We start from the raw sequence: 24,503 nt of genomic DNA, 5'->3' as shown, positions 1-24,503 counted from the left end.
AGCCGGCGCCGTCGGGGATGTTTTGTTTTTATTTGGGTTTACGCTGTCGAACCTGGTTTTACTTGTTACTCGCCCCGGCGCTCCTTGATTTCCGGAACGACCGAGCCAAGGAATTCCGCGATGGACTGCGACCCGAGGTCGCCCTTGCCCTGGCGGCGGATGGATACCTTGCCTTCGCTCATTTCCTTCTCGCCCACCACCAGCATATACGGAACCCGCAGGAGCTCTGTATCGCGGATCTTCTTGCCGATCTTCTCGTTGCGGTCGTCGATCTCTACACGAATATCTGCTTTTTTCAGTTGCGCGCGCACTTCTTTCGCGTATTCCACGAACTTGTCGGAAATGGGCAGGATCTTCACCTGCACCGGTGCCAGCCAGGTCGGGAGCTTGCCGGCGTAGTGCTCAAGCAGGAAGCCGATAAAGCGCTCGTGGGTGCCCAGCGGGGCGCGGTGGATGATCAGCGGGGTGTCGACCGTGTTCTCCTCAGTAGTATAGTGGAGCTTGAACGAGCGGCCCTGCGAGAAGTCGAGCTGGTTGGTGGCCAGGGTGAACTCGCGGCCGATGACGCTCCAGATCTGCACGTCGATCTTCGGCCCGTAGAAGGCGGCCTCGTCCTGGACTTCCACGAAGGGAATCCCGGATTCGATCAGCACTTCACGCACCATCGTCTCGGTTTCTTTCCAGAGCTCCGGCTCGTTCACGTACTTCACGCCCAGCTTCTCCGGCGAGTGCAGCGACAGGCGCATCTGGTATTTGTCGACGCCGAAGATCTTGAAGTATTTCATGTAGATCTCGTTCACCGCGCGGAACTCGTCGGCAAACTGCGCCTTCGTGCAATAGATGTGCGCGTCGTTCATGTGCAGGCAACGCACGCGCATGAGGCCGAACAGCTCACCACTCTGCTCGTAGCGATAGACCGTTCCGTACTCGGCAATGCGATACGGCAGGTCGCGGTAGCTTTTGGGCAGCGCGTCGAAGATCTTGTGGTGGTGCGGGCAGTTCATCGAGCGGAGGTAGTACTTCTCCCCTTCCATTTCCATCGGCGGGTACATGCTGTCCGCATAGTACGGCAGGTGGCCGGAGGTGATGTACATGTTCTCCTTGGCGATATGCGGTGTCACCACGCGCTTGTAGCCTGCGTCTTCTTCCGTTTCCTTCGCGAGCTTCTCCAGCTCCTCGATGATCACGGTGCCGTTGGGCAGCCACATGATGAGGCCCGGACCGACGTCGTCGTCCATGGTATAGATGCTCAGCTCCTTACCGATCTTGCGGTGGTCGCGCTTCTTCGCTTCCTCCAGCAGGGCGAGGTACTCGTCGAGCTGGTCTTTCTTCGGGAAGGTGACGCCGTAGACGCGCGTCAGCATCTTATTCTTCTCGCTGCCTTTCCAGTAGGCGCCCGCGATGTTGGTCAGCTTGATGGCCTTGATAAAACCTGTGTTGGGAATATGCGGGCCGCGGCACAGGTCGGTGAAGCCGCCCTGCGTATAGAACGTGATCTCGCCGTCGGGCAGGTTCTCGAGGAGGTCGAGCTTGTACTCGTCGCCTTTCTCGGTGAAGTACTGCACCGCATCGGCCTTCGAGATCGGCTTGCGGATGTAGGGATTGCTTTGCTTCGCGAGCTCGGCCATCTTCTTCTCGATGGCGGCGAGGTCGTCCTCGGTCATCTTGCGATCGCCGAGATCGATGTCGTAATAAAAGCCGTTGTCTACCGGCGGGCCGACCCAGAACTTAACGCCGGGGAACTGCGCCTCGATGGCCTCGGCCATCAGGTGCGCCGAAGAGTGCCAGAAGGTGCTCTTGCCGCCATTGTCGTCAAAGGTCAGGAGCTTGAAGGACGCGTCGGACTCGATGGGGCGGCTAAGGTCCCATACCTCGCCATTGACTTCGGCGGCCAGCACCTTACGGGCCAGTCCTTCCGAAATCGACTTCGCGATGTCCATGCCAGTCGTTCCGCCCGGGTACTGCCGGACGGTTCCGTCGGGCAGCGTGATGTTGATCTGATCGTTCATATAAGGATGGCAAAATTAACAAACTCTTGCTTCCCTTCCACGCCCCTCCGGGGCTCTTATAGTTAAATTCGCCCCGATGATCCCGACGAAAAGCATCTTCCGGTTGCTCTGCGCCTGCTTATTCCTGCTCGGTACCCGGCCGGCAACGGCCCAGGTGAGCCCCGCTGCGGCTGCTAAAACAGCGGCAAAGGGCGTCAGCGGTATCTGGCGCGGGTACTTCATTACCGAGAGCGGCGACCAATACAAGCTCGAGTTCCAGATCGACCAGAATACCGGTGCCGTGCGCGGCGTTTCCTACTCTTATCTCGATACCCGCTTTTATGGAAAGTCGACGATGAAGGGAAGCTTCAACCCGGCTACCAACAGGTTCAGCATCGAGGAGCTGCGTACCGTAGAAGTACGGAACATGGGCGGTGGCGGCACCTGCCTGATGAACTACAAGCTTGATTTCACCCAGTCGGGCAAGGAGCTGTTTCTCGAAGGAACCTACCTCGGCAAGCGCGAAGACCGCAAGAATCCGAAGAACAGCGGCCAGTGGGGCGACTGTGGCGGCGGACGCGTGTTCCTGCGCCGCGTCGAAACCTCCGACTTTTACGAAGAGCCTTTTCTGAAAAAGCGCGACAGCGTTGCGCAGGTAAAGCCGCCGGTTGCGAGAAAGACTCCGCCGACCGTTCGCCGAACGCCGCCCGCCAGACCGAAGACCGCAATCGTGAAGCCCCCGGTGAAGAAGGCCACCCCGCCCGTAGCTAAAACAACGACGCCGAAGCCGAAGCCCCAGGCCGGCGCGCCCCTCGTGAAAACGGCGCCCCGCGCCGATGTGGCCCCGGTCGAAAAAACGCCCCCGCCGGTACGACGCCCCGAGCCGCTGGCGATCCCGGTGCAGACCCGCAACCGCGAGAATACCACGGCCAAGGTGTTCGAAGTGCAGAACCAGGAGATCCTGGTGAAGCTTTATGACAATGGCGAGATCGACGGCGATACGATTTCGGTGTACCTTGATAACAAGCTTGTATTGTCGCATAAGGGTCTCAGTGCCTCTCCGCTCGAACTGCGCGTGAAGCTCGATCCGCAAAGTCCCGATCACACGCTGGTCATGGTTGCCGAGAATATGGGGCGCATTCCGCCCAACACCGCGCTCATGATCGTTTGGGACGGCGACACGCGTCACGAGGCACAGATCACCTCCACCGACCAGAAAAACGCCATGGTCCGCTTCCGGTACACCGGCGCCCGTGCCGGGACTCCGTAACAACAGACCGCTCATCGAAAAGGCAGGGCCGCAACCCGGCTTCTCCGCTAAATTCCGCTCGTGAAACATTTGTTCCTGCCCCTGTTGTGCCTGATGTCGCTGCTGTGTGCTGCGCAGGAACCGAACCTGAACGGCATCTGGAAGGGCACCCTGACGCAAAGCGCCGGCGGCTGCTTTCCGAAGTATTACATCGAGCTGCAGATCGATATCTCCAACGATTCCGCCTTTGGCGCATCGTACCACTATTCCGATATCAGCAATTACGTCAAGAAGAAATTTCACGGCACCTACTTTCCCTCCGTGCGCAAGCTGTACCTGAGCGAAGGACCCGTGCAGACCTTCAAGATCCCGCCGGATTGCATTCCCTGTATCAAGAATTACGAGCTGTGGTATTCGCGCAGCGGCAACGTGGAAACACTCCGCGGCGAATGGAGCGGCAAAGTGATGAACACCGACGCCTCCTGTCAACCCGGCCAGCTCACCCTTACGCGGGTAAAGGAATCGGCCTTTGCCGAAATTCCGGAAGTGGAAGTCGACACCGGGATGATCCGCCTCGACTTTTACGACAATGCCGAGATCGACGGCGATTCGATCAGTGTACGCGTTAACGGCACGACGATCCTGACCAACAAGAAGCTCGATGTCACGCCCGTAACGGCCTTCGTGCATATCGACCTGCAGCATACGTTCCAGGAAGTGGAGATGGTGGCCGTCAACCTCGGTCGCATCCCACCCAACACGGCGCTGCTCGTGGTAACGGCGGCGGGCAAGCGCTACAAGCTGTACCTGACTTCTACGGAAAGCAAAAGCGCCAAGGTGCGGTTTATCTATGATCCTCCGAAGTAGAGAAAGAAGGCAGATCCCGCAAGCGTGATACGCAGATTTATTAAGATTGGTTATGATTTGCTGACGCACGAAAAAGAAAATCCGCGTCAATCTTAACAATCATAAGAAATCCGCGTTCTTTCTCTCCATCCTGCAGCCGAATCAGAACTTGAAATTCCACGTCACCGACGGGATGATCGGGAACAGCGACACCTGCTTGGCCTGCACCTTGAGCGTGCCGTTGGCGGGGCTTCCCTCTTGGTCGAAATAAATGAAATACGGGTTGAGGCGGCTGTACACATTGTAAATGCTGAACACCCAGCTGCTGGTAAAGCGGCGGATCTTTTTGGGCTGCGGTGTATAGGTGGCCGAAAGGTCCATGCGGTGGTAGGGCTTCAGCCGGTATTGATTCACCTTGCTGTATTCCTGCGTGAGATTTCCGTCGACGATGTAAAAGCGCTCGGGCAACGTGGTGGCATTACCGGTGCCGTACACGAACACGCCTCCTACTTTCCATTTGGGCGTCAGCTCATAGGTGCCCACTACGGAGAGGTCGTGGCGGCGGTCGTACTTGGCCGGGTAGCGCTCGCCGGCGTTGATGTCGGGAAACTGGCGCCAGGTCCAGGAAAGCGTGTAGCCGATCCATCCCGTGAACCGTCCGCGCACCTTGTTGAGAAACAACTCGGCGCCGTAGCTCCAGCCCTTGCCAAACACAAAATGCTCCTCCGGATCGCCCACGTTGGGCTGGTAGCCTTCTTCGAACTCGATCTGGTTCTGCATGTCCTTGTAATACACTTCGAGCGAGGTCTCGTACTGGTTGTCGTGGTAGTTGCGGAAATAGCCCGCGGCATACTGCCAGCTTACCTGCGGCCGCACCCGGTAGGTGCTCGGCACCCACAGGTCGGTGGGCAGCGTGGTGCCGGCATTGCTTACCAGGTGGATGTATTGAAGGTTGCGCGTAACGGCCGCCTTCAGCGACGATACCGAGTCCAGCTGGTAGCGCAGCGTCACCCGCGGCTCGAAGCCGAAGTACGACTGCACCGGCTCCCAGCTTCCATACACGGTGCTATCGAGCTTGTTCTGGTCGGCGTCGCGGATAAATTTCTTATACGGGCCGAGCTGCGTGAACTGGCTCCAGCGGAGGCCGTAATTCATCTTGAGGCGGTCAGACAGTTCCCAGTCGTCCTGCACATAGAGCGCATTTTCCAAAGCGTATTTGAGCTCCGCGTTGCTGGGTGAGAATTCCACCGAATCCTGCCGGCCCGATACCTGGTTGGGCACGAACTTATGGTAGGTGCTTTGGCCGCCGAACTTCACGCGGTGGCTCGGAACGGGGTACCAGTCGAAGTCGACCTTGGCGTTGCCGTCGCGGATGCCCGAGGAAAGCCCCACCTCGAAGTTGTTTTGCGTGGCGCCGAAGCGGAAATGGTAATCATTGTAGACGAGCGTCGCGTTCGAAAAGAGTCGCGGCCCGAACACGTGGTTCCAGCGGAGCGTCGCTGTGGCGTTGCCCCAGGGGATATCAGCCCTGAAGGAACGCTTCTTGCTGACAAAGCGAAACACGTCGCGCCCGAAATAGCCGCTCAGGTAAAGCCGGTCTTTTTCCGAAAAGCGATAGTTGACCTTTGCATTGAGGTCGTAGAAATAATAGCCCGAGCCGCTCGCGTTGGCATCTTTGCTCACGAGTGGTTTTGTCAGTACGTCGATGTAGGTGCGGCGGCCGGAGACCATGAACGAGGCCTTGTTCTTCAGCAGCGGGCCCTGCAGCGACAGGCGCGATGCGATAAGCCCGATGCCGCCCTCGCCCGTGAATTTCTGGTTGTTGCCGTCTTTCATCGCCACATCGAGCACCGACGACAAGCGGCCCCCGTACTGCGCCGGCATCCCGCCCTTGATAAGCGAGGTGTTCTTGATCGCGTCGGAGTTGAAGATCGAAAAAAAGCCGAACAGGTGGCCGGTATTGTACACCACGGCATCGTCGAGCAGGATCAGGTTCTGGTCGGGGCCGCCGCCGCGGACGTAGAAGCCGGCGTTCCCCTCCCCTGCGTTGCGCACGCCGGGCAGGAGCTGTATCGTTTTGAGAATGTCCACCTCGCCGAGAAAGGCGGGAATGTTTTTGATCTGGGCCATGGACAGGTCGATCTTGCCCATCTGCGTGTTTTTGACGTTGGCGTCGCGGCGGCGGCTGTACACCACAACCTCGGTCATCGCTGCCGACTTGGATTGCAGGAGGAGATTGAGCTGCACGTTTGCATGGAGCGACAGCGGCCGGCCCATGGCGAAGAAGGATACGTGGGAGGCGGTAAGCGTATATTCCCCACCCTCGCTGCTGAGCGAGTAGTAGCCGTACTGGTTGGAGGTGACGCTGCGGCCGGTGCCGGCCAGGCTGATGGTAGCGCCGATAACGGTTTCGCCTGTGGCGCTGTCGCGCACGTAGCCACTGATCGTGTATTTCGTCTGCGCCACGGCCCCGAGTGTCAGCAACAGGAGCCCCAGCATCGCCGCTACGCGCATAGGTTATTTATTGTGGGCGAACTGGAGGCTGTCTTTCGGTCCGCCGCAATCGAGCATCGACTTTTGGTAGCGCGGGTGGTGCAGCCCCATGTAGGGGTTGCGCACGGCGCTGGTCGGGCTGAGCCAGACACCGGGCTCGTTGTCGTTAAAGGCCATTGGGCACTCCTGCAGGTAGATCGGTGACGCATCGTAGCGGATAACACGCAGGAGGTCGTATAGGTTCTGCGAGAGGGAGTTGAAGCTACGGCGCGCCTCGGTGAGGTTGGGCGCGTTTTGCATGGCGGTGAGGTCGCCGCCGAACATGTCTTTATAGCTGACGGCGGTTTCGTAGATCGGGAGGTCCTTCTTGAGCTCTTCGTAGGCGATCCCGTTGAGGGAGGCCTGCAGCTTCGCGGCCTGTGGCTTCAGCGCCGCGCTGTCCCAGTTGACAAGGTTCTCACGGAGGGCGTCGTAATCGGCCATAGCCTTACTTACGGAGCTGTTGAAGGCGACGCTGTACTTGCTTTGGGCTATGGGTTGCTGCTTGGGTGGCTCGGGCGTGGCGGGCTGGTCGTTTCCGCCGTTACAGGAGACAAAGTAAACGCCGACAACCGCGGCCACAAGCGCCAGGATCCAGATATATTTCCGCATGGAGGCAAAATTAAGACAGTTTGTGGTTTGTAGTTTGTGGTTTGTGGTTGCCGGACTTGCGAAGCCGGTGCCCGGCAACGCTTTTCTCGCCTATGGGCGAACTACAAACTTCAAAGCAGCAACTTCAAACTATCTTTGCGCCTCTAAAACCTTAGCTTTTCTATGCTGGCAGGCTTTCAAAACGTGACTTTCGAATTCGGCGCGCGGACCATCGTGAAAGACGCCACCTGGCATATTCACCCCCTCGAGCGTATCGGGCTCGTAGGCTACAATGGCACCGGCAAATCGACCCTCCTGAAGGTGCTGGTGGGCGAGTACCTCCCATCTAACGGCACCGTGGAGCGGGGCCGCAACACAACCATCGGCTACCTACACCAGGACCTTCTCTCCTTTGAGACCACCGAATCGATTCTCCAGGTTGCGATGCATGCCTTCGACAGGGCCATGGCCATCGGCAAGGAGCTGGACGCACTGACGAAAAAACTGGAAACCGAGCAGACCGACGAGCTCCTCCACGACTACAGCGAAAAGCTGCACGAATTCGAGGAGGCCGGCGGCTATGAGATGGAATACAAGACCGGTGAAGTACTCCAGGGCCTCGGCTTTTCGAATGCCGACCTGCAGCGGCCCTACGCCGAGTTCTCCGGTGGCTGGCGGATGCGTGTGCTGCTGGCCCGCATGATCCTGCAGCAGCCCGACCTGCTGCTGCTCGACGAACCGACCAACCACCTTGACCTACCCTCCATCGAATGGCTGGAGAAATACCTGCAGCACTATAAAGGCGCCGTGGTGATGGTGAGCCACGACCGGTTCTTCCTCAACCGGATGGTGAAGAAGATCGTGGAGCTGTACCAGCGCGAGCTGCACTTCTACACCGGCAACTACGAATACTACGAGCAGGAGAAAGAGCTACGCATCGAGCAGCAGCAGCGGGCTTTCGAAAACCAGCAGGATTATATCCGCCAGAACGAGCGCCTCGTGGAGCGCTTCCGCGCCAAGGCCTCCAAGGCCGCCATGGCCCAAAGCATAATGAAGAAGCTCGATAAGTTGGAGCGCATTGAAGATGCCGCACTCGAGCGCCCCGACCTGCGGATCAACTTTGCGATCGATAAAACGCCGGGCAAAGTGCTCGTGGAGCTCAAGAACGTTACAAAGCGCTTCCCGAAACTGACCATTGTGGACGGCGCCTCCGCCGAGATCGAGCGGGGCGACAAGATCGCGCTGGTGGGTGCGAACGGTAAGGGTAAGTCGACGCTGCTCCGCATCATTGCCGGCACGGAACCCATCGAGGGTGAGCGCAAGTGGGGCCACAACGTGGATGAGGCCTTCTACGCCCAGCACCAGATGGAAGCCCTCAACCTCAATAACACACTGCTCGACGAGCTGAAGGACGCCGGCTCGCAAAAGACGGAGCAGGAGCTGCGCACGCTGCTGGGATGCTTCCTCTTCAGCGGCGACGATGCCGATAAGAAGATCAAGGTGCTGAGTGGTGGCGAAAAGGCCCGCGTGGCCCTGGCGAAGACCATCATCAGCAAGGCCAACTTCCTGCTGCTCGACGAACCGACGAACCACCTCGACATCCACTCTACCGAGTTGCTGGTGGAAGCGCTCAACCGCTACGAAGGCACCTACGTGCTGGTGAGCCACGACCGCTACTTCATTTCCAAAACGGCCAACAAAATCTGGGAGATCGTCGATCACCAGATCCGCGAGTTCAAGGGAACCTATGATGAGTGGGTGGATTGGAAGGAGCGCCGTGCTCTTGCAGAGCGCGAACAGAGCCGGATGGAACAGCAGAACAAAGAACAACAGAACAAGGACCAGAAAAATAAGGGGCAAAAGAAAGAAGAGCCTAAGAAAGCTGAGGAGCCCGTGCCGACGGTGGCGAAGAAGGCCATCAATAAGGAATTGCAGAAAGAGCTGCAGAAATACCAGCGGCAGTTCGGGCAGGTGGAGCACGACCTCGCGAAGCAGAACGAGCTGAAATCGACGCTGGAAGCGGCCCTGGCCGCACCGGAAACCTACTCCAACCCGGAGCAGTTCAAGAAGACCGAGGCTGACTATGCCGCGGTGCAAAAGAAAATCGCCGACCTCAACAAGCAATACGAGCAGCTGTTCGACAAGATCATCGAGCTGGAGGCGCAGCTGTAAGAAAAGGTTGTGGTTTGTAGGTTGGAGTTGGCTGGCGCCTCCAACGAAAAGATCGGGTATAATCATTGCTGCATTGCTGCGTCATTAAACCAATGTTTATGAAGCAGCTTTTTTTATGCACGGCTTTGGCGGGGATGGTCCTGGCCGGAAGCCTGAGCTCCTGCAAGGGCAAGGACAAGCAAAAGGTTGAAACGGAAACAACTTACCCCGCGCCCGCTCCAACAACCAACACCCCGGTAGTCATCTCAGCCGACGACTCGTTGCGGCAGAAACTGCCCGACGTGACGAAGGACTTTCCGGGCGTAACCACGACGGTCAACAACGGCGAGGTGACCCTGACAGGTACGGTAGAGCGCGATCGCCTTCCGCGACTCATGCAATCGATTCATGCGCTCAACCCGCGCAAGGTCAACAACCAGTTAACCATCAAATAAGCAATCATGGCATTACAGGATAAATACGGGCGCCTCGTGCAGGCAGCCCAGCAGGCCGGCGTACGCAACCTCGCGGTACGTGAGCAAAACAATGTGCTTTATATCGAGGGAGAGGCGCCGAATGGCCAGGTAAAAGACCAGCTCTGGCAGGTATACAACGAGATCGACCCCGACTTCCGCGCCGGCGACCTTGTGCTCGATGTGAATGTTGGCGCTTCGGCCGCGGGGCAACGCGCCAAGGTGGTGACGCAGGAGTCGAACCTGAACGTGCGCAAAGGCCCCGGCACCGACCAGCAGATCGTGGCCAAAGCGGCCCACAACGATTATGTAACGCTGATCAGCAAAGCCAACGACCAGTGGTGGCTCGTGCGTACGAGCAGCGGCGCGGAAGGGTATGCGTCTGCGCAGTACCTGTCGCCGGAGTAGATCAGTTTGAGGTTTGTAGTTTGGAGTTTGTAGTTGGCTGGCGCGGGAATCGTCTGGCGCTAACGTTTGCATGCATCGCGGAACCTCAAACTACAGACCCCAAACTCCAAACTGTGTTATTTCTCCGCCGAATGCATTTTGATAAAATCCGATACGAGGTACGAGATCAGCTTGCCCGTTGATTCGTCGGTTTTGCCATTGGCGAGGCGTACGGCGCCTTCGCTGATGTGCAGGTAGGCGCATTTGGCGTTGCCGGCGCAGAGGTTCACGTACTGGCGGGCGTGCAGCGGAAGCAGGCCCGAAGGCGTTTGTGCGCTGCTGAGGGTATCCTGTATCACGTCGAGGTCGAGCTCAATGCCGCACCAGGTGTCGTTGGTGAATTCCACGGCGTGGGCAATAGCCTGCAGGAAGGAGCGCTTGCCGTGGAGGAAGATGTCTTCGTAGCTGATGCAATCGAAGAACGGATTGTTGACGATGTCGACCCACACGTTCTGCTGCAGGTAGTTTTCGTGGAGACCGACAACACAGTATTTCTGCAGGAATCCATCGTCTTCGGCATAGCGGAAGCCGTTGCCGCTGTGGCGGCCTTCGGCCGGGCGATAGTCCGCATGCGCATCGAGGTTGATGGCGTTGATCTGCGGGAGCGGTATCTGCAGGTCCTGGTGTAGGCCCTTGGCGCAGCCTTTCAGGAGCGGGTAGGAATTGTTGTGTCCCCCGCCAATCACGACCGGGATCTTTCCTGCCGTAACGACGGCCTTGGCCAGCTTTTCCACTTCCTCATCGATGGCATTCACGGCATGGCGGAAGGCCTCGAGGCGCTCCTCTTCGTTCGTTGCATTCTTTTCGATGAGGTCCTGGATATCGCTAAAATCGAAATGGCCGGCAACGCAGATATCATCACCGGTCAGAAAGTCGTTGCTCTGGATATTCAGGAACGATTGCAGGAACGAGGCCCAGCCTGTGGAAGCACCACCGGTACCGCCGTTGGCCTGTACGCCAATGTCTTCGGGGATGCCGAACAGCACGTAGCGCGCGTCGATCTTGCCAAAGGCCTCGGGGCCATGGTCTTCGGTAAGCACGTGTACCTGCTCGCCCAGTTTGGTTTCGAAGCGTCGGATCTTTGTGAGCGCAAGAATGTCGCTCTTATTGTAGAAGCGGAAATGCGGCGTCTGCATCGTCGTTTGCGGCTTATGGGTGATGGTTTGTTCCTGTGTCATATGGGTTCCCCGTTCAGCAGCACGGTTTCGATGAGATGGCTGCCGAAGGCGTAAGGAAGATACGCCAAAGAAGGTATCGGCGCTGTTAAAAGCAGCTGCGCTTTTTTCCCCACGGCGATGGAGCCGACTTCGTGCTGCAGCTCCAGGGCGCAGGCCGCGTTGACGGTAGCGGCGTTGATCGCCTCTTCGGGCAGCAGCTTCATCCCGATGCAGGCCATCGACACAACCATATTCATATTCCCCGAAGGCGATGATCCGGGATTGTAATCCGAGGCCAGCGCAATGGCGCAGCCGGCGTCGACGAGTTGCCGCGCAGGCTGGAAGGGCATCCGGAGAAAGTACGCGGCGGTGGGCAGCAACGTACCGATGGTATCCGAAGCGGCCAGTGCCCGCGTGGCGGCATCGTCCATGCTTTCGAGGTGGTCAACGGAAAGTGCGCCCAGGTCAATTCCAGCCTGGACACCGCCGGACACGGCCAGCTGGTTGGCGTGCAGGCGCGGCTTCAGACCGTATTGCTTCCCGGCCGTACAAATACGGATCGTCTGTTCGGGCGTGAAAAAGTTTTCCTCGCAAAAGACGTCGATGTAGTCGGCGAGTCCTTCGGCAGCGATCCGTGGCAACATTTCTTCGATTAGCAGCCGGATATAGCCCTCGCGGTCCTCGCGGTATTCTGTCGGGAAGCTGTGGGCGCCGAGGAAGGTGCTGCGGATGTCGATACCGCTTGCCGCGCGCAGACGGCGGACCACGCGGAGCATCTTCAGCTCCCCTTCCACCGTGAGGCCGTAGCCGCTTTTGATCTCGATAGTGCCGGTGCCGAGGCGCATCACCTCCTGCAGGCGCGACCAGGACTGGCGGAACAGCTCGTCTTCGCTGGTCTCGTTGAGCACGCGTGCCGAGTTGAGGATGCCCCCGCCACGTGCGGCGATCTCGGCATAGCTCCTACCCTTTATTTTATCGACAAATTCATTTTCGCGGGAGCCTGCAAAAACCAGATGGGTATGTGAATCCACCCAGGCGGGAAGCACGAAGCGGCCCGTCGCGTCGATATGGCTGCGGAAATCGGCCGGGCGATGGCGGAGCTTCGTCATCGGCCCGAATTCGGCGATACGCCCCGCTTCCACGACGAGGTAGGCATGGTCGATGCAGGGCAGGCTGGCCAGGTCGGCGCCGCGGAGTGGGCGATCGATGGCGCGGGTATTGACGAGCTGCCTGATGTTGCTGAGGAGAAGATCCATGTGGCGGCTAAAGTAGGGAGTTCCCGGCATAGACCCATCTCGCGGCCTTCTGCCCCCATGGAGGCCAGGGATGGGTCCACGTTCAGGAACGATTTTTTCTACTACCTCCCCATCGACTCCCATCTATGGCAACAAAACCCAACAATGACCTCCTCTGGTACAAGGACGCGGTTATCTACGAGCTCCATATCAAAGCCTTCCGCGATTCCAATGGCGACGGTATCGGCGACTTCGGTGGACTTCTCGAAAAACTCGACTATCTACAGGAGCTGGGCGTAACCGCCATCTGGGTGCTCCCCTTCTATCCATCGCCCCTGCGCGACGACGGCTACGATATCGCCGACTACTACAGCATCAACCCCCGCTACGGCGACCTCGACCAGTTCAAGGCCTTCCTTGACGAGGCCCATCGCCGCGGACTGAAGGTCATCACCGAGCTCGTCGTCAACCATACCTCCGACCAGCACCCGTGGTTCCAAAGGGCCCGCCGCGCACCAAAAGGATCGCCCGAGCGCGACTACTACGTGTGGACGGACAACCCGAAGCAATACAAGGATGTACGCATCATCTTCCAGGACTTCGAAGCCTCCAACTGGACCTGGGATCCCGTGGCCCAGCAATACTACTGGCACCGGTTCTTTCACCACCAGCCCGATCTCAACTTCGACAACCCGCAGGTGCAACAGGAGATCTTCAACGTCATGGACTACTGGTGCGCCCTCGGCGTGGACGGGTTCCGGCTCGACGCCATCCCCTACCTCTATGAGCGCGAAGGAACCAATGGCGAGAACCTTCCCGAGACCCACGCCTTCCTCAAGCGCCTGCGCGCCCACGTCGACGACAAGTTTCCCGGCACGCTCTTTCTTGCCGAGGCCAATATGTGGCCCGAGGAAGCCGCCTCCTACTTCGGCAACGGCGACGAGTGCCACATGAACTACCACTTCCCGGTAATGCCGCGCATGTTCATGGCCGTTCAGCAGGAAGACCGCTACCCGATCACCGACATTTTTGAGCAAACGCCCCCGATCCCCGACAACTGCCAGTGGGCGATGTTCCTCCGCAACCACGACGAGCTGACGCTCGAGATGGTGACTGACGAGGAGCGCGACTTCATGTACAAGGTCTATGCGAAAGACCCGAAGGCGCGCATCAACCTCGGTATCCGTCACCGCCTCGCACCGCTGATGGACAACAACCGCCGAAAGATCGAGCTTATGAACTCCCTTCTCTTCTCGCTGCCGGGCACCCCCGTGCTCTACTACGGCGACGAGATCGGGATGGGCGACAACTTCTACCTCGGCGACCGCGACGGCGTGCGCACGCCCATGCAATGGAGCGCCGACCGCAACGCGGGTTTCTCCGAAGCGAACCCGCACCAGCTGTACCTCCCCGTGATCCTCGATCCCGAGTATCACTACGAGGCTGTCAACGTGGAGCTCCAGCGGCGCAACACCTCGTCGCTGTTCTGGTTCATGAAGCGCCTCATTGCCCTGCGCCGCTCTTCGAAAGCTTTCAGCCGCGGCGACATGCAATTCATCAATGTCGAGAACCCGAAGGTCCTGGCCTTCACCCGCACGTTCGAAGACGAAACGATCCTGGTGGTGGTCAATCTTTCCAAATACGCGCAGCCCGCCGAGGTGGACCTGCGCAACTTCAAAGGCTACCAGCCGGTGGAGCTGTTCAGCCGCACGCAATTCCCGACGGTGCGCGAAGACAGCCCTTACTTCTTCACGATGGGCCCCCACTCCTTCCAATGGTTCGAGCTCGAAAAGGTTCGCACGCGCGCCGACGAGGAACGGACGATACCAACGCTCGAAATGCGCGGCGACGGCATCCTCGACGCCTTTGAGCGGACGCAGCTCGAGCAGGATATCCTGCCTGCCTATGTATTCAGCCGGCCCTGGTTTGCCGGCAAGGGCCGCACCGTGTACAGCCTCAGCGTCACCGACCATTACCTGCTCGAGGAGAACGGGCGCCATGCCTGGTGGCTGCTCCTCGAAGTTGCCTACGAAAGCGGGCTTCCCGAGTGGTACCAGCTGGCAGTCAGCATCGTGTCCAACGACACGGCCCGCGAGCTCGGAAGCACCTGCCCCGAGGCGATTATCGCCCATGTGGAAGGAAGCGTGCCGGGCGCTATGTTGTGCGACGCCTTTTACCTCAAAGGATTGCAGCGCTCGCTGCTGCGCCGCTTCGTGCAAAGCGAGCAGCTGAAGCTCAATGACGGCACGGTATTCTTCGATGCCGTTGAGGAGCTCTCGCGTTACAACTGGGAAGAAGCCACGCCGCGGATTTTCCCGCAAAACCAGTTCAATACCTCCATCGTTTACGACAACCATCTCTTCCTGAAATGGTACCGCAAGGTGGAGTTCTTTGTGAACCCGGATGTGGAGTTGAACCGCTACCTGTCGCTCGATGCGGGCTTCCCCTATACACCTACCTACCTCGGTTCCGCCGAGTGGCAGTCGGGCCGCGGGCGCATGGTGCTGGCCATCGTGCAGCAGCTTGTCGACAATCACGGCAACGGTTATGCGTATATGCGCGAGCGCGTGAACAACTTTATCGAGCGCGTCCTTGCGCGTCCCAATGCCGAGGTACTGCTGCAATACGACCTGCGTCCCTGGTCGCGTCCCGCCGGTCCCGACGAGTTGCCGCAGGAGCTGCAGGACCTGCTTGGCGGCCGCGCGGCCGAACTGATGCGCCTCCTTGGCGAGCGGACGGCGCAGATGCACAAGGCCTTCGCGCGTAACAATACCGTGAAGGAATTTGCGCCGGAGGATTTTTCGCTCCACTACCAGCGCTCGCTCTTCGCCTCCATGGTGTCGCTCGTGCGTGATTCCTTTCACCGCATGAACCGCTCCGATGGAAACCCCGAGCCCGCTGCCGTTCGTATCCGTGGCCTTCTCGGCCGGCGCACCGAGCTCCTGGCCCTGCTCAAGCGCGTGTACGATCACAAGCTCGACGTGGTCAAGATCCGCACCCATGGCGCCTTCGACCTCAATAAAGTATTGCTCACCGGGAAGGATCTCGTGCTCTACGACTTCGGCGGCAACATCCTCAAAAGCTTCTCCGAGCGCCGCATCAAGCGCTCTCCCGTGCGCGACGTGGCACAGATGATCGCCGGTATTTATACGGCGACCTTTGATGCCTTCGCCAGCAGCGGCCACCTGTCGAACGAGCGCGAAGAGCACCTCCCCTACGCGGAGCGCTGGGCCTACATCATGAGCGGCTTTTTCCTGAAAGCGTATATGGAGAATGTGCGCGACGAAGCCTTCCTTCCGAAAGACCCCGAGGACTGCGCCATGCTGCTGCATACCTTCCTGCTGGAGCGCTCGCTGCGCGTCCTCAGCCAGGAATTGCAGCAGGGCAGCGGGCGGATACTGGCGCCGCTTTGCCTTATCGAATCGGTATTTGCGCAGGCGCCCTCAACGGTCGGCCACTGAGGCCCGCGGCAACAGGAATTTACGAAGCAGCGGCAGCACCTGGCTTTGCGCCCAGAGGCTGTACCGAGCGGCCGTTTTGTTCTTTCCCACCCGGATGGTGACGGCCTTGTCGCGCAGCACGCGGAACATGTCCTCATCGGTCGTGTCGTCGCCGATGCAAAGCATAAAGTCGGGACTGAAATGATCGAGCACTTTCTGCGATGCCGTGCCTTTGTCGATGCCGATAAGGCGCACCTCGAGCACCTTGTTGCCGTCGATCACCTGCAGCGCCGTGTTGGTCGTGAGCTGCAGCAGGCTGTTGCGCAGCTCGCGCGACCGGGTGAAGCCAAGGTCGGGGTGCGTGTTGCGGTAGTGCCAGGCCAGCGTATTGTGCTTCTCCTCGATGAACGATCCCACGCAGCGGGTGACGAACAGCTCGAGCAGCGGGCGGATCTCTGCCTTCCATTCCGGGCTTAGCGATACCTGCGACTGCCAGTCGGCATCGCCGCGGTAGCGGATATAGGCACCGTGCTCCGCCACAAGACCAACGGGCAGGTGTCCAAGCCAGCTATGGAGTGTTTCCGGGTCGCGGCCGGAGATGATCACCACCTCGGTGGCCTCCTGCGTTGCAAGCTCCTCGAGCAATTGCATCACGTCTTTCCCGGGAACGGCCATCGAGGGAAGCTTTGCATAGGGCGCCAGCGTGCCGTCGTAATCGAGCAGGATGCAGCGCTTCCGGGCGTGCAGGTATTCGCTGAGGAGCAACTGCGTTGTCGGGCCGTCGAGGAAGTTCGACTGCTCCTGCTCCTGCTCCTTCTTTACTTCAGCAAGGCTTTCGAGGTTATCGTCGATCCAGTGCTGGATATCGTAATCGGCGAGGCGGCGCTGCATGAACGAGAGGCGGTTGCGCTGCTCGGTGAGCGGCATCGTGAGCGCCGTATTGATCGCATCGGCGACCTCCGACGTATCGGTGGGATTGACCAGGATCGCCTCGCTCAGCTCGGAGGCCGCGCCCGTCAGCTCGCTCAGGATCAGCACGCCCTTGTCGAGGCAGGAAGCGATGTACTCCTTGGCTACGAGGTTCATCCCGTCGCGAAGCGGCGTGATCAGGGCAACGTCGGCCGACTGGTACAGGGCGCAGAGCTCTTCGAAGCTGAGGTGATTGTAGCGGTAGATGAGCGGCTGCCAGTGCAGCGAGGAGAATTTACCGTTGATGGTGCTTACCTGCTGCTCGATCTGCCCGCGCATCTCGGCGTAGGAAGCGATATTGGCCCGCGAGGGAATGATGTTGAAGATGAACACGACGCGCTCATGCCACTCGGGGTGCCGCTTCAGGAATTCCTGGAAACCGTCGAGGCGGTAGCTGAGCCCCTTCGTGTAATCGAGGCGGTCGACGGAGAAGATGATCTTCTGCCCGGCGAACTTGTGCTCCAATCCCGTAGAAATACGGGCGGCGAGCTCGTTGAGCAACGCGTCGCGGAACTTCGGGTAGTCGATGCCGATCGGGAACAGGTCCACGCGGATCAGCCGGTTGTCGTAATACAGGGCGTTGAACTGGTTCTCGATCTTGAGCACCATCTTGGCCGACTGGATGAAGTGCTGCACGTAGTCGTAGGTATGGAAGCCAAGCAGGTCGGCGCCCAGCAACCCCTGTAGCAGCAGCGTTTTCCAGTGCGTTGGCAACAGGCGGAAGATCTCGTACGACGGGAAGGGAATGTGCAGGAAGAACCCGATCGTTGCGTCGGGAAGGCGTCGCCGAAGCAGCTGCGGCACGAGCATCAGCTGGTAATCGTGCACCCAGATCACATCGCCCGCCTCGTAGATCTCGGCGATGCGCTCCGCGAAAAGGGCATTCACCTCCAGGTAGGCATCGAAGTCTTCGTTGCGGAATTCGGTAAGCGAGGGAAAGTAGTGAAACAGCGGCCAGAGGGTGGCATTTGAAAATCCGTTGTAATAGCGGTCGTACTGCTCTTTCGGCGGAAAGATGGGCTCGATCCCGAAATCGGTCGGAAACAGTCCCGACGCCTTCGCTTCCTGCCAGTCTGCGCGCGCGGCGTCCACACTCCCCACCCAGATGCGCTCCGCGAAATCGGGATGCACTTCTTTCTCAAAAAAGCTTTTGATCGCCGATACAAGGCCACCGGAGCTCTGGCGGGACTGTAGACGTCCATCGGTGCGTTCCAGCGAAAACGGCAATCGGTTCGATACAACAAGAAGTCGGGCCATGCCAGTATTTGTCCAAAAATTGAGCCATGCGGCCGCTACTCCTCCTTCGGGAAAAGTGCTTCCGCGGGTTCAATAGGGCCGCCGATTTAGCCCTCGTTCCGGGGCTTCCGCGGCGCGCGGAGCATTCCGTACAGGAAAAGCAGCGTGGGGGTAGCCAGGAGCAGGAGAATGAGCAGCACGGGCAGTGACGGCTCGGGGTTGGGCAGTCCCTTTGCCGCGCGAAGTGAATAGAAGGTAGCGGTGGCCAGTACCAGCATCAGCACGAGGCGTAATTGTCGGAACAGCCGCCGCACAAGCTCCAGCGCCCGTTCGGGGTCTGTATCGTCCTGGGGCTTCCGCGGGAAGCGGTGAGCATATCGGTGCAACAGCGTGAGCAGGGCATACGCCGCGCTCGCGATGACGGGCAGCATCCAGACGCTCGAGCGAGGGCCCCAGTCGTCGGCCCGGCCCGCCGCATCGAAATGGATTGGCACGGTTGCCGGCAGCGAGCTGTAGCTTCGGATCACGAGTATCCAGCAAAGCAGCAGCAAGTAGCCGGCCAACAGGTTCGCGATACGAACGGAGACGCGCATACGATTACTTCTGTAAACGGGATTCAAGGTCGAGGCCCTGCTCTTTGGCCGTCCGCTGCGCGATCTCGTAGCCGGCGTCCGCGTGGCGGATGACACCCATGCCCGGGTCGTTGCGCAGCACGCGTTTAAGTCGCTGCTCCGCATCGTCGGAGCCGTCGGCCACGATCACCATTCCAGAGTGAATGCTGTAGCCCATACCAACGCCGCCGCCATGGTGCAGGCTCACCCAGGAGGCGCCGCCGGCAGTGTTGACAAGCGCGTTGAGGATCGGCCAGTCGGCAACGGCATCGGAGCCATCGAGCATCGCCTCGGTCTCGCGGTTCGGCGAAGCCACCGAGCCCGTATCCAGGTGGTCGCGCCCGATCACGATCGGCGCCTTGACCTTGCCGGTTCGTACCAGCTCATTGAAGGCGAGTCCGGCCTTTTCGCGCTCGCCTTGTCCAAGCCAGCAGATCCGCGCAGGAAGCCCCTGGAAGGCGATCCGCTCTTTTGCCAGCTTCAGCCAGCGTTGCAGCGATTCGTTCTCGGGAAACATGCCGGCGATGAGCTCGTCGGTAACGGCGATGTCGGCCGGGTCGCCGCTGAGAGCCGCCCAGCGGAAAGGACCTTTTCCTTCGCAAAACAGCGGGCGGATATAGGCCGGTACAAAGCCCGGGAAATCGAATGCGTTTTCGAGTCCGCGCTCCTTCGCGCGTGCGCGGATGTTGTTGCCGTAGTCGAACGTGACGGCACCCTTTTGCTGCAGCTCGAGCATCAGCTCCACGTGCCGGTACATCGAATCATAAGCGTACTCCAGGTACTGCTCGGGATTTTCGCTGCGCAGAACGCGGGCGCTCTCTTCGCTCAACTGGTGGGGCCAGTAGCCGATCAGCGGGTCGTGCGCCGATGTTTGATCGGTCAGTGTGTCGGGTACAATATTGCGGGCGATAAGGCGCTCCAGTAGTTCTACGGCATTGCAATGAACACCGATGGAAAGGGCCTCTCCCTTCTGCTTTGCTTCGAGGGCGCGGTCGATCGCTTCGTCAACGTTTTCAATCAGCAGGTCGAGGTAGCGGGTTTCGAGGCGCTTTTCGATGCGCCATTTCTCCACTTCGGCAACAAGGGCCACGCCCTCGTTCATGGTGATGGCCAGGGGCTGGGCGCCACCCATCCCGCCGAGGCCGGCGGTGACGTTGAGCGTTCCCTTGAGGCTGCCACCCTTGCCCTCCCTGCGCGGGAAGTGCTTGTCGGCGAGGGCCGCATAGGTTTCATAGGTGCCCTGTACGATACCCTGCGAGCCGATATAGATCCACGATCCGGCGGTCATCTGCCCGTACATCATCAGGCCCTTGCGCTCGAGCTCTTCGAAGTGCTTCCAGTTGGCCCAGTTGGGTACGAGCTGCGAGTTGGAAAGGAGCACACGCGGCGCGTCCTTGTGGGTTTTGAGAATCCCCACGGGCTTGCCGCTTTGGATCAGCAGGCTCTCGTCGTTCTCCAGCACCTTCAGCGCGGCGATGATGTTGTCGAGCGCTTCGAAGTTGCGCGCGGCCTTTCCGCGGCCTCCGTACACGATCAGGTCATCGGGGCGCTCGGCAACGGCCGGGTCAAGGTTGTTGAGCAGCATCCGGAGCGCCGCTTCCTGGATCCAGCCTTTGCAGGAAAGCCCGGTTCCGGTGGGTGTCTTGTATTTGATCGGGTCGTATTTCGACTTAATGAGTTCGGACATAGAGCAAGCTTTAGTTAGGTTTTGAAGGTTCTAATGGTTTTGAAGGTTCTGGAGGTTTCGGAGACTGATACCCCAACCCCTAGAACTTTAAGAACTTTAAGAACCTTAAGAACCTTAAGAACCTTAAGAACCTTAAGAACTTATTTGAGTGTAAAGTTATCGAAGCCTTCATTCAGTTTTCTTCCCGCCGCCGCCGCACAGGCGTTCACCTGTTGTACAAGACTGCCGCTGGCAATGATGGCATGGGCTTTCTGGATATCGTCGGCGAAGATGCGGTCTTCCTCGGCAAAGCCGACGGTCTCGCGGAGGTGCTGGTGCGCGCATTCGAGCAGGGCGCTGCTGCGGAGCGGGCGGCGGAACTCGATGGCCTGCGCGGCGCTCACGAGCTCGATGGCCAGGATGTACTCCAGGTTGTCGAGCACCTTGGCCAGCTTGCGGCCGCTGATGGAGCCCATGCTCACGTGGTCTTCCTGCCCGAGGGAGGTCGGGATGGAGTCGGCCGAGGCGGGGAAGCAAAGCGTTTTGTTTTCGGTCACCAGCGCCGCGGTCGTGTATTGCGGGATCATGAAACCGCTGTTCAGTCCGACGTTCTTCATCAGCAGCAGCGGCAGGCCCCACTTGCCTTCCAGCAGCAGGTAGCAGCGACGGTCGGAGATGTTGCCGATCTCGGCCGCGGCCAGGCAGGCATAGTCGAGCGGGAGCGCCAGCGGTTGCCCGTGGAAGTTGCCGCCGCTGATCGTGTCTTCGGGGCCGAAAACGATCGGGTTATCGGTCACCGAATTCGCTTCGATCGATACGAGCTCTTTCAGGTGCAGCCAGGCATTGCGTGAGGCGCCGTGTACCTGCGGCATGCAGCGCAGCGAATACGGATCCTGCACACGCCCGCAATCAACGTGGCTTTGCATAATGTCGGAGCCGTCGAGCAGCCCGCGGAGGCGCTGGGCCACAAGGCGGTTGCCGGTGTACGGCCGCAGCTGGTGCAGGCGGTCGTCGAAGGGAGCCTTGGTGCCGGTGAGGGCTTCGAGGCTCATCGCACCCACGATGTCGGCGGCTTCGAGGCAGTTGTGTAAGCGCTGCACACCCTGCAGCGCAAAGGCGACGATGAACTGCGTTCCGTTGATGAGGGCAAGTCCTTCCTTCGGTCCGAGCGTGATCGGCTCGAGGCCTTCGGACTGCAACATGGCAGAAGAAGGTTTCCGCTCCCCTTTATGATATACTTCACCCAGCCCGATGAGGGGCAGGAAGAGATGCGCCAGCGGCGCGAGGTCGCCGGAAGCCCCGACGGAGCCTTTCTCCGGCACCACCGGGATAACGTCGTTGTCAATATGCCAGAGGATCCGCTCGATCGTGCTCAGCTGTACACCCGAGTGGCCCTGTACCAGCGCCTGCACCTTGGTAATGAGCATGAGCTTCGCGGTTGCACGCGGGATCGGGTCGCCGACGCCGACGCTGTGACTTTGAAGGATCTTATGCTGCAGCAGGCGCGTATCGGCCTCGTTGATGGCGGTATCGGCGAGGATGCCGAAGCCGGTGTTGATGCCATAAACGGTGCGCCCGGAGCGGACGATCGCCTGCACATCTTCCTGGCTTTGACGTACACGGGCAATGGTGGCCGCATCCAGCTTGCCGGGGCGGGTGCCTGCGGCCAGCGAAAGGGCGCTTTCAACGCTTAAAATATCGGTTCCGAAGAAAAATGGAAGTATCATAACAGTGGGAAGCGAAAATAACGTTTAACTTAGAGCGACAAGCTTTTACCCAATAATCCGCCCTATGAGCAACCTGATTTCCGCGCTGGCGACGGCACTATTAGGCCGCCTCGCTCCGAAGAACGAAGAAACCCGCCGCTTCCGCTGCTGCAGCGCCGGCGCCACCCTTGAATTTTACAAAGCGCCCTTTGTACACCAGTCGTACGACGAGGAAGGCAACGAGATCTTCACCGGCCAGAGCCTCGACCGCAAGGTGATGTATGGCTTTGTGACCTGCCGCCTCGCCAATCCCCTCTCCGACCGCATGCTTGCCGAGCAGCGCCTGTTCCTGTTCATGGAGCAGCTCCACCCGCACTATAACATCGATTGCACCGCCGGCCTCGATCACGGCATCGAGCATCCCGACTTCCCCGAAGTGGTGGGTATGAGCGAATACTGGCAGGACGCCGATGGCAAAGACTGGAAAGTAGTTGGCTGGACCGACGGCACACTCATGGCCGTGCTCTACATCCGCAATATTTCCATCACCGATTTCCGCCGGCAGGATGCCTTCTTCGAATCCTTCCGTTTTGCCGCGGCCCGCAAGTTGGTATAATCCCGCTGAGGCTTATCTTTGCCGCCTTTCGGCATGCGCCACGCGTGTATGCCGGAACGGCTCCATAGCTCAATGGATAGAGCGCCTGCCTTCTAAGCTGGTGATCTAGGTTCGATTCCTAGTGGGGCTACCGATAAACTTTTTAACCCGGACTTCCATCCGGGTTTTTTTATGTCAGTGTACCAGGTGCAGCAACTTTTGAATGAGCAAGCCCGTGCCCAGTGCCAGCAGCACACTCGTCAGCGTTCCGATCAGCAGGTACTCGGTCTTCGCCTCGGTGCGTTGCGAATCGCTGAAGCGGATGATGCTCTTGGCTGCCAGCAGCAGGCCGAAGGCTTCGTATTGACCTTTAAGTACAAGAATCAGGATGATGACGCGCTCGGCCATCCCGATCCAGGAGCCGGCGGTGGCGAGGCTGTCGTCGTTTACGGCTTTCGTCGCAAAGGGATCGCCCACCTGCTTTGCCGACACCAGCTCCGTGTTGAGGCGCTCGCGCCACTTCGCGGTGAACTGGCCGATAAAGATGCCCAGCGGCTTCGTGACAAACACAAAGGCCGTCGCGAGAACCAGGTGCCGCACCGTGAAGAGCTCTTCCCATCGTGGCAGTGAAAGGCTTCCCTGCCAGGCAAGAAGCCAGCAACCTATGAGCACCAGCAGGTGCGCCAACTGGTCGAGCAAAAAGTACAGGAGCTTCGGCGCTGCATACGATTTGACGCCGTCGATGATCGTGTGGGAGCTGAAGATCAGCAGCACAACCGTCCACGATTGAAAGCCGGTGAGCAGGCCTGCTACGAGCGCGGTGATCGCGCCATGGAGGTACAATTCCTTGGCGGCAAAATGCAGGCGGCCACGACGCTCGACCCAGCTTTTGGGCTGCAATACAAAGTCGGTAAGCAGGTGCGCCAGCAGGAGCTGCAGCAGCGGAATGAAATTCATGACCGATCGTTTTGGGTGAGGGTTCGGCAGAGTGCGGCGTACTCCGCAAGCAGCCACTCGATCTTCGACCAGCCGGCCGAGTGCGCGTGGTTGCTGATGGTGGCCTGCGTTACCTGGAGTTGCGTCGCCGCCTCGGTTTGGGTCTTTCCCGATAGCAGCGCAAGGACCACCGATGCCTGCTTCGCAGTGAGCCCCTGGAAAAGGTGATCGCAGTATGCGGCGAGAATCCGGAAGGCGGCGTTGCAGGCGGCGTTGCCTGAAACGATCGAAAGCCGCTGGTCCGAACCCAGGCTGTCGAAGGCACGGCCTGACAACAGGAACGCTTCCCCGGAGGCGGTAGCGAGCTGCGTAATTGCTCCGTCGACGCGACCTATCCCGATGCTGCACCGGACATCGTATTCGGTGCCCAAGCTTCGCGCCGCGCAGCGTCCCGCCAGTGCGGCCTTCAACCCTTCTTCAGGATCGCGCAGCAAAGCCTGGAAGGAGTCGCCGCGGAAGAACTCAAAGAGCTCAGCCTTCATGCCGGTTTCCAGGTCCGCCCGCAGCTCCGTTGAAGCAGCCTGGCCGAGCGCTGTAGAGTTTACTATATCCGCTGTGAGCACAGCTGCTATTCCATTCATGTATAGATGATTGAGGCTATATTATCGCAATATA

At 59.4% G+C, this 24,503-nt stretch carries 18 protein-coding genes and 1 tRNA gene; 8 read left to right on the top strand and 11 right to left on the bottom strand.

What is annotated here, in order from left to right; translation table 11 throughout:
* Positions 1-65: 65 nt before the first annotated feature.
* Positions 66-2,009, bottom strand: coding sequence for a threonine--tRNA ligase (thrS, locus tag ACYU7Z_RS04575; protein ID WP_460567836.1), 1,944 nt, complete (start codon positions 2,007-2,009; stop codon positions 66-68).
* A 76-nt stretch (positions 2,010-2,085) separates the two neighbouring features.
* Here thrS and ACYU7Z_RS04570 point away from each other — a divergent pair, with 76 nt between their 5' ends.
* Positions 2,086-3,258 carry a hypothetical protein gene (locus ACYU7Z_RS04570; RefSeq protein WP_460567834.1) on the top strand — a complete coding sequence of 391 codons (1,173 nt, stop codon included), beginning with the start codon at positions 2,086-2,088 and terminating at the stop codon, positions 3,256-3,258.
* 60 nt (positions 3,259-3,318) lie between these two features.
* On the top strand, positions 3,319-4,104 hold the full coding sequence (locus ACYU7Z_RS04565) for a hypothetical protein (protein WP_460567832.1): 786 nt from the start codon (positions 3,319-3,321) through the stop codon (positions 4,102-4,104).
* 141 nt (positions 4,105-4,245) lie between these two features.
* Here the strand turns inward: ACYU7Z_RS04565 and ACYU7Z_RS04560 are convergent, their stop codons facing one another.
* Together ACYU7Z_RS04560 and ACYU7Z_RS04555 are read right to left on the bottom strand one after the other, a co-directional pair.
* The gene (locus tag ACYU7Z_RS04560; RefSeq protein WP_460567830.1) at positions 4,246-6,597 is read right to left on the bottom strand and encodes a TonB-dependent receptor; all 2,352 of its coding nucleotides are present in this window, start codon (positions 6,595-6,597) and stop codon (positions 4,246-4,248) included.
* A 3-nt stretch (positions 6,598-6,600) separates the two neighbouring features.
* A complete protein-coding gene (locus ACYU7Z_RS04555; RefSeq protein WP_460567828.1) occupies positions 6,601-7,227 on the bottom strand; it encodes a DUF3347 domain-containing protein in 627 nt (208 codons plus the stop codon).
* A gap of 162 nt (positions 7,228-7,389) precedes the next feature.
* Here ACYU7Z_RS04555 and ACYU7Z_RS04550 point away from each other — a divergent pair, with 162 nt between their 5' ends.
* From ACYU7Z_RS04550 to ACYU7Z_RS04540, 3 genes are all read left to right on the top strand, one after another.
* On the top strand, positions 7,390-9,378 hold the full coding sequence (locus ACYU7Z_RS04550; RefSeq protein WP_460567826.1) for an ABC-F family ATP-binding cassette domain-containing protein: 1,989 nt from the start codon (positions 7,390-7,392) through the stop codon (positions 9,376-9,378).
* Positions 9,379-9,476: 98 nt separating this feature from the next.
* A complete protein-coding gene (locus ACYU7Z_RS04545; protein ID WP_460567824.1) occupies positions 9,477-9,812 on the top strand; it encodes a BON domain-containing protein in 336 nt (111 codons plus the stop codon).
* Between the two features lie 6 nt (positions 9,813-9,818).
* On the top strand, positions 9,819-10,238 hold the full coding sequence (locus tag ACYU7Z_RS04540) for an SH3 domain-containing protein (protein ID WP_460567822.1): 420 nt from the start codon (positions 9,819-9,821) through the stop codon (positions 10,236-10,238).
* A 116-nt stretch (positions 10,239-10,354) separates the two neighbouring features.
* On the opposite strand, the gene ACYU7Z_RS04535 is transcribed toward ACYU7Z_RS04540, so the two are convergent.
* Both ACYU7Z_RS04535 and hutI read right to left on the bottom strand, forming a co-directional pair.
* Positions 10,355-11,455: a formimidoylglutamase gene (locus ACYU7Z_RS04535; protein WP_460567820.1), complete on the bottom strand. Its 1,101-nt coding sequence runs from the start codon at positions 11,453-11,455 to the stop codon at positions 10,355-10,357.
* Entirely contained in the window at positions 11,452-12,690 is a 1,239-nt protein-coding gene (gene hutI, locus ACYU7Z_RS04530) for an imidazolonepropionase (protein WP_460567818.1), read from the bottom strand. The genes ACYU7Z_RS04535 and hutI overlap by 4 nt, the downstream gene beginning before the upstream one ends.
* A 125-nt stretch (positions 12,691-12,815) precedes the next feature.
* Between hutI and treS the strand changes: the two genes are divergently transcribed.
* Positions 12,816-16,130, top strand: coding sequence for a maltose alpha-D-glucosyltransferase (treS, locus tag ACYU7Z_RS04525; protein WP_460567816.1), 3,315 nt, complete (start codon positions 12,816-12,818; stop codon positions 16,128-16,130).
* On the opposite strand, the gene ACYU7Z_RS04520 is transcribed toward treS, so the two are convergent.
* The 4 genes from ACYU7Z_RS04520 to hutH all read right to left on the bottom strand — a co-directional run bounded on the left by ACYU7Z_RS04520 (position 16,113) and on the right by hutH (position 22,318).
* Complete coding sequence (locus ACYU7Z_RS04520; RefSeq protein ID WP_460567814.1) at positions 16,113-18,335, bottom strand: bifunctional alpha,alpha-trehalose-phosphate synthase (UDP-forming)/trehalose-phosphatase; 2,223 nt, start codon at positions 18,333-18,335, stop codon at positions 16,113-16,115. The two genes, treS and ACYU7Z_RS04520, sit on opposite strands and share 18 nt — an antisense overlap.
* A gap of 86 nt (positions 18,336-18,421) precedes the next feature.
* Entirely contained in the window at positions 18,422-18,907 is a 486-nt protein-coding gene (locus ACYU7Z_RS04515; RefSeq protein ID WP_460567812.1) for an SdpI family protein, read from the bottom strand.
* Between the two features lie 4 nt (positions 18,908-18,911).
* Complete coding sequence (gene hutU / locus ACYU7Z_RS04510; RefSeq protein ID WP_460567810.1) at positions 18,912-20,612, bottom strand: urocanate hydratase; 1,701 nt, start codon at positions 20,610-20,612, stop codon at positions 18,912-18,914.
* A gap of 140 nt (positions 20,613-20,752) precedes the next feature.
* On the bottom strand, positions 20,753-22,318 hold the full coding sequence (hutH, locus tag ACYU7Z_RS04505) for an HAL/PAL/TAL family ammonia-lyase (RefSeq protein WP_460567808.1): 1,566 nt from the start codon (positions 22,316-22,318) through the stop codon (positions 20,753-20,755).
* A gap of 64 nt (positions 22,319-22,382) precedes the next feature.
* Here hutH and ACYU7Z_RS04500 point away from each other — a divergent pair, with 64 nt between their 5' ends.
* Both ACYU7Z_RS04500 and ACYU7Z_RS04495 read left to right on the top strand, forming a co-directional pair.
* Positions 22,383-22,913: a hypothetical protein gene (locus ACYU7Z_RS04500; RefSeq protein WP_460567806.1), complete on the top strand. Its 531-nt coding sequence runs from the start codon at positions 22,383-22,385 to the stop codon at positions 22,911-22,913.
* 58 nt (positions 22,914-22,971) lie between these two features.
* Positions 22,972-23,043: transfer RNA gene (locus ACYU7Z_RS04495), tRNA-Arg, on the top strand.
* A gap of 44 nt (positions 23,044-23,087) precedes the next feature.
* Here ACYU7Z_RS04495 and ACYU7Z_RS04490 read toward each other — a convergent pair.
* Complete coding sequence (locus tag ACYU7Z_RS04490; RefSeq protein ID WP_460567804.1) at positions 23,088-23,849, bottom strand: DUF3307 domain-containing protein; 762 nt, start codon at positions 23,847-23,849, stop codon at positions 23,088-23,090.
* Positions 23,846-24,469, bottom strand: coding sequence for a hypothetical protein (locus ACYU7Z_RS04485; RefSeq protein ID WP_460567802.1), 624 nt, complete (start codon positions 24,467-24,469; stop codon positions 23,846-23,848). The genes ACYU7Z_RS04490 and ACYU7Z_RS04485 overlap by 4 nt, the downstream gene beginning before the upstream one ends.
* Positions 24,470-24,503 lie beyond the last annotated feature (34 nt).

This window comes from Flaviaestuariibacter terrae, from assembly GCF_054777635.1.
This window is presented reverse-complemented; position numbering and strand designations above follow the sequence as displayed.

What these genes read in the sequence shown, in the direction of transcription:
- thrS (WP_460567836.1), bottom strand. Translation starts at nt 2,009, where the DNA reads ATGAACGATCAGATCAACATCACGCTGCCCGACGGAACCGTCCGGCAG.
- ACYU7Z_RS04570 (WP_460567834.1), top strand. Translation starts at nt 2,086, where the DNA reads ATGATCCCGACGAAAAGCATCTTCCGGTTGCTCTGCGCCTGCTTATTC.
- ACYU7Z_RS04560 (WP_460567830.1), bottom strand. Translation starts at nt 6,597, where the DNA reads ATGCGCGTAGCGGCGATGCTGGGGCTCCTGTTGCTGACACTCGGGGCC.
- ACYU7Z_RS04555 (WP_460567828.1), bottom strand. Translation starts at nt 7,227, where the DNA reads ATGCGGAAATATATCTGGATCCTGGCGCTTGTGGCCGCGGTTGTCGGC.
- ACYU7Z_RS04550 (WP_460567826.1), top strand. Translation starts at nt 7,390, where the DNA reads ATGCTGGCAGGCTTTCAAAACGTGACTTTCGAATTCGGCGCGCGGACC.
- ACYU7Z_RS04545 (WP_460567824.1), top strand. Translation starts at nt 9,477, where the DNA reads ATGAAGCAGCTTTTTTTATGCACGGCTTTGGCGGGGATGGTCCTGGCC.
- ACYU7Z_RS04540 (WP_460567822.1), top strand. Translation starts at nt 9,819, where the DNA reads ATGGCATTACAGGATAAATACGGGCGCCTCGTGCAGGCAGCCCAGCAG.
- ACYU7Z_RS04535 (WP_460567820.1), bottom strand. Translation starts at nt 11,455, where the DNA reads ATGACACAGGAACAAACCATCACCCATAAGCCGCAAACGACGATGCAG.
- hutI (WP_460567818.1), bottom strand. Translation starts at nt 12,690, where the DNA reads ATGGATCTTCTCCTCAGCAACATCAGGCAGCTCGTCAATACCCGCGCC.
- treS (WP_460567816.1), top strand. Translation starts at nt 12,816, where the DNA reads ATGGCAACAAAACCCAACAATGACCTCCTCTGGTACAAGGACGCGGTT.
- ACYU7Z_RS04520 (WP_460567814.1), bottom strand. Translation starts at nt 18,335, where the DNA reads ATGGCCCGACTTCTTGTTGTATCGAACCGATTGCCGTTTTCGCTGGAA.
- ACYU7Z_RS04515 (WP_460567812.1), bottom strand. Translation starts at nt 18,907, where the DNA reads ATGCGCGTCTCCGTTCGTATCGCGAACCTGTTGGCCGGCTACTTGCTG.
- hutU (WP_460567810.1), bottom strand. Translation starts at nt 20,612, where the DNA reads ATGTCCGAACTCATTAAGTCGAAATACGACCCGATCAAATACAAGACA.
- hutH (WP_460567808.1), bottom strand. Translation starts at nt 22,318, where the DNA reads ATGATACTTCCATTTTTCTTCGGAACCGATATTTTAAGCGTTGAAAGC.
- ACYU7Z_RS04500 (WP_460567806.1), top strand. Translation starts at nt 22,383, where the DNA reads ATGAGCAACCTGATTTCCGCGCTGGCGACGGCACTATTAGGCCGCCTC.
- ACYU7Z_RS04490 (WP_460567804.1), bottom strand. Translation starts at nt 23,849, where the DNA reads ATGAATTTCATTCCGCTGCTGCAGCTCCTGCTGGCGCACCTGCTTACC.
- ACYU7Z_RS04485 (WP_460567802.1), bottom strand. Translation starts at nt 24,469, where the DNA reads ATGAATGGAATAGCAGCTGTGCTCACAGCGGATATAGTAAACTCTACA.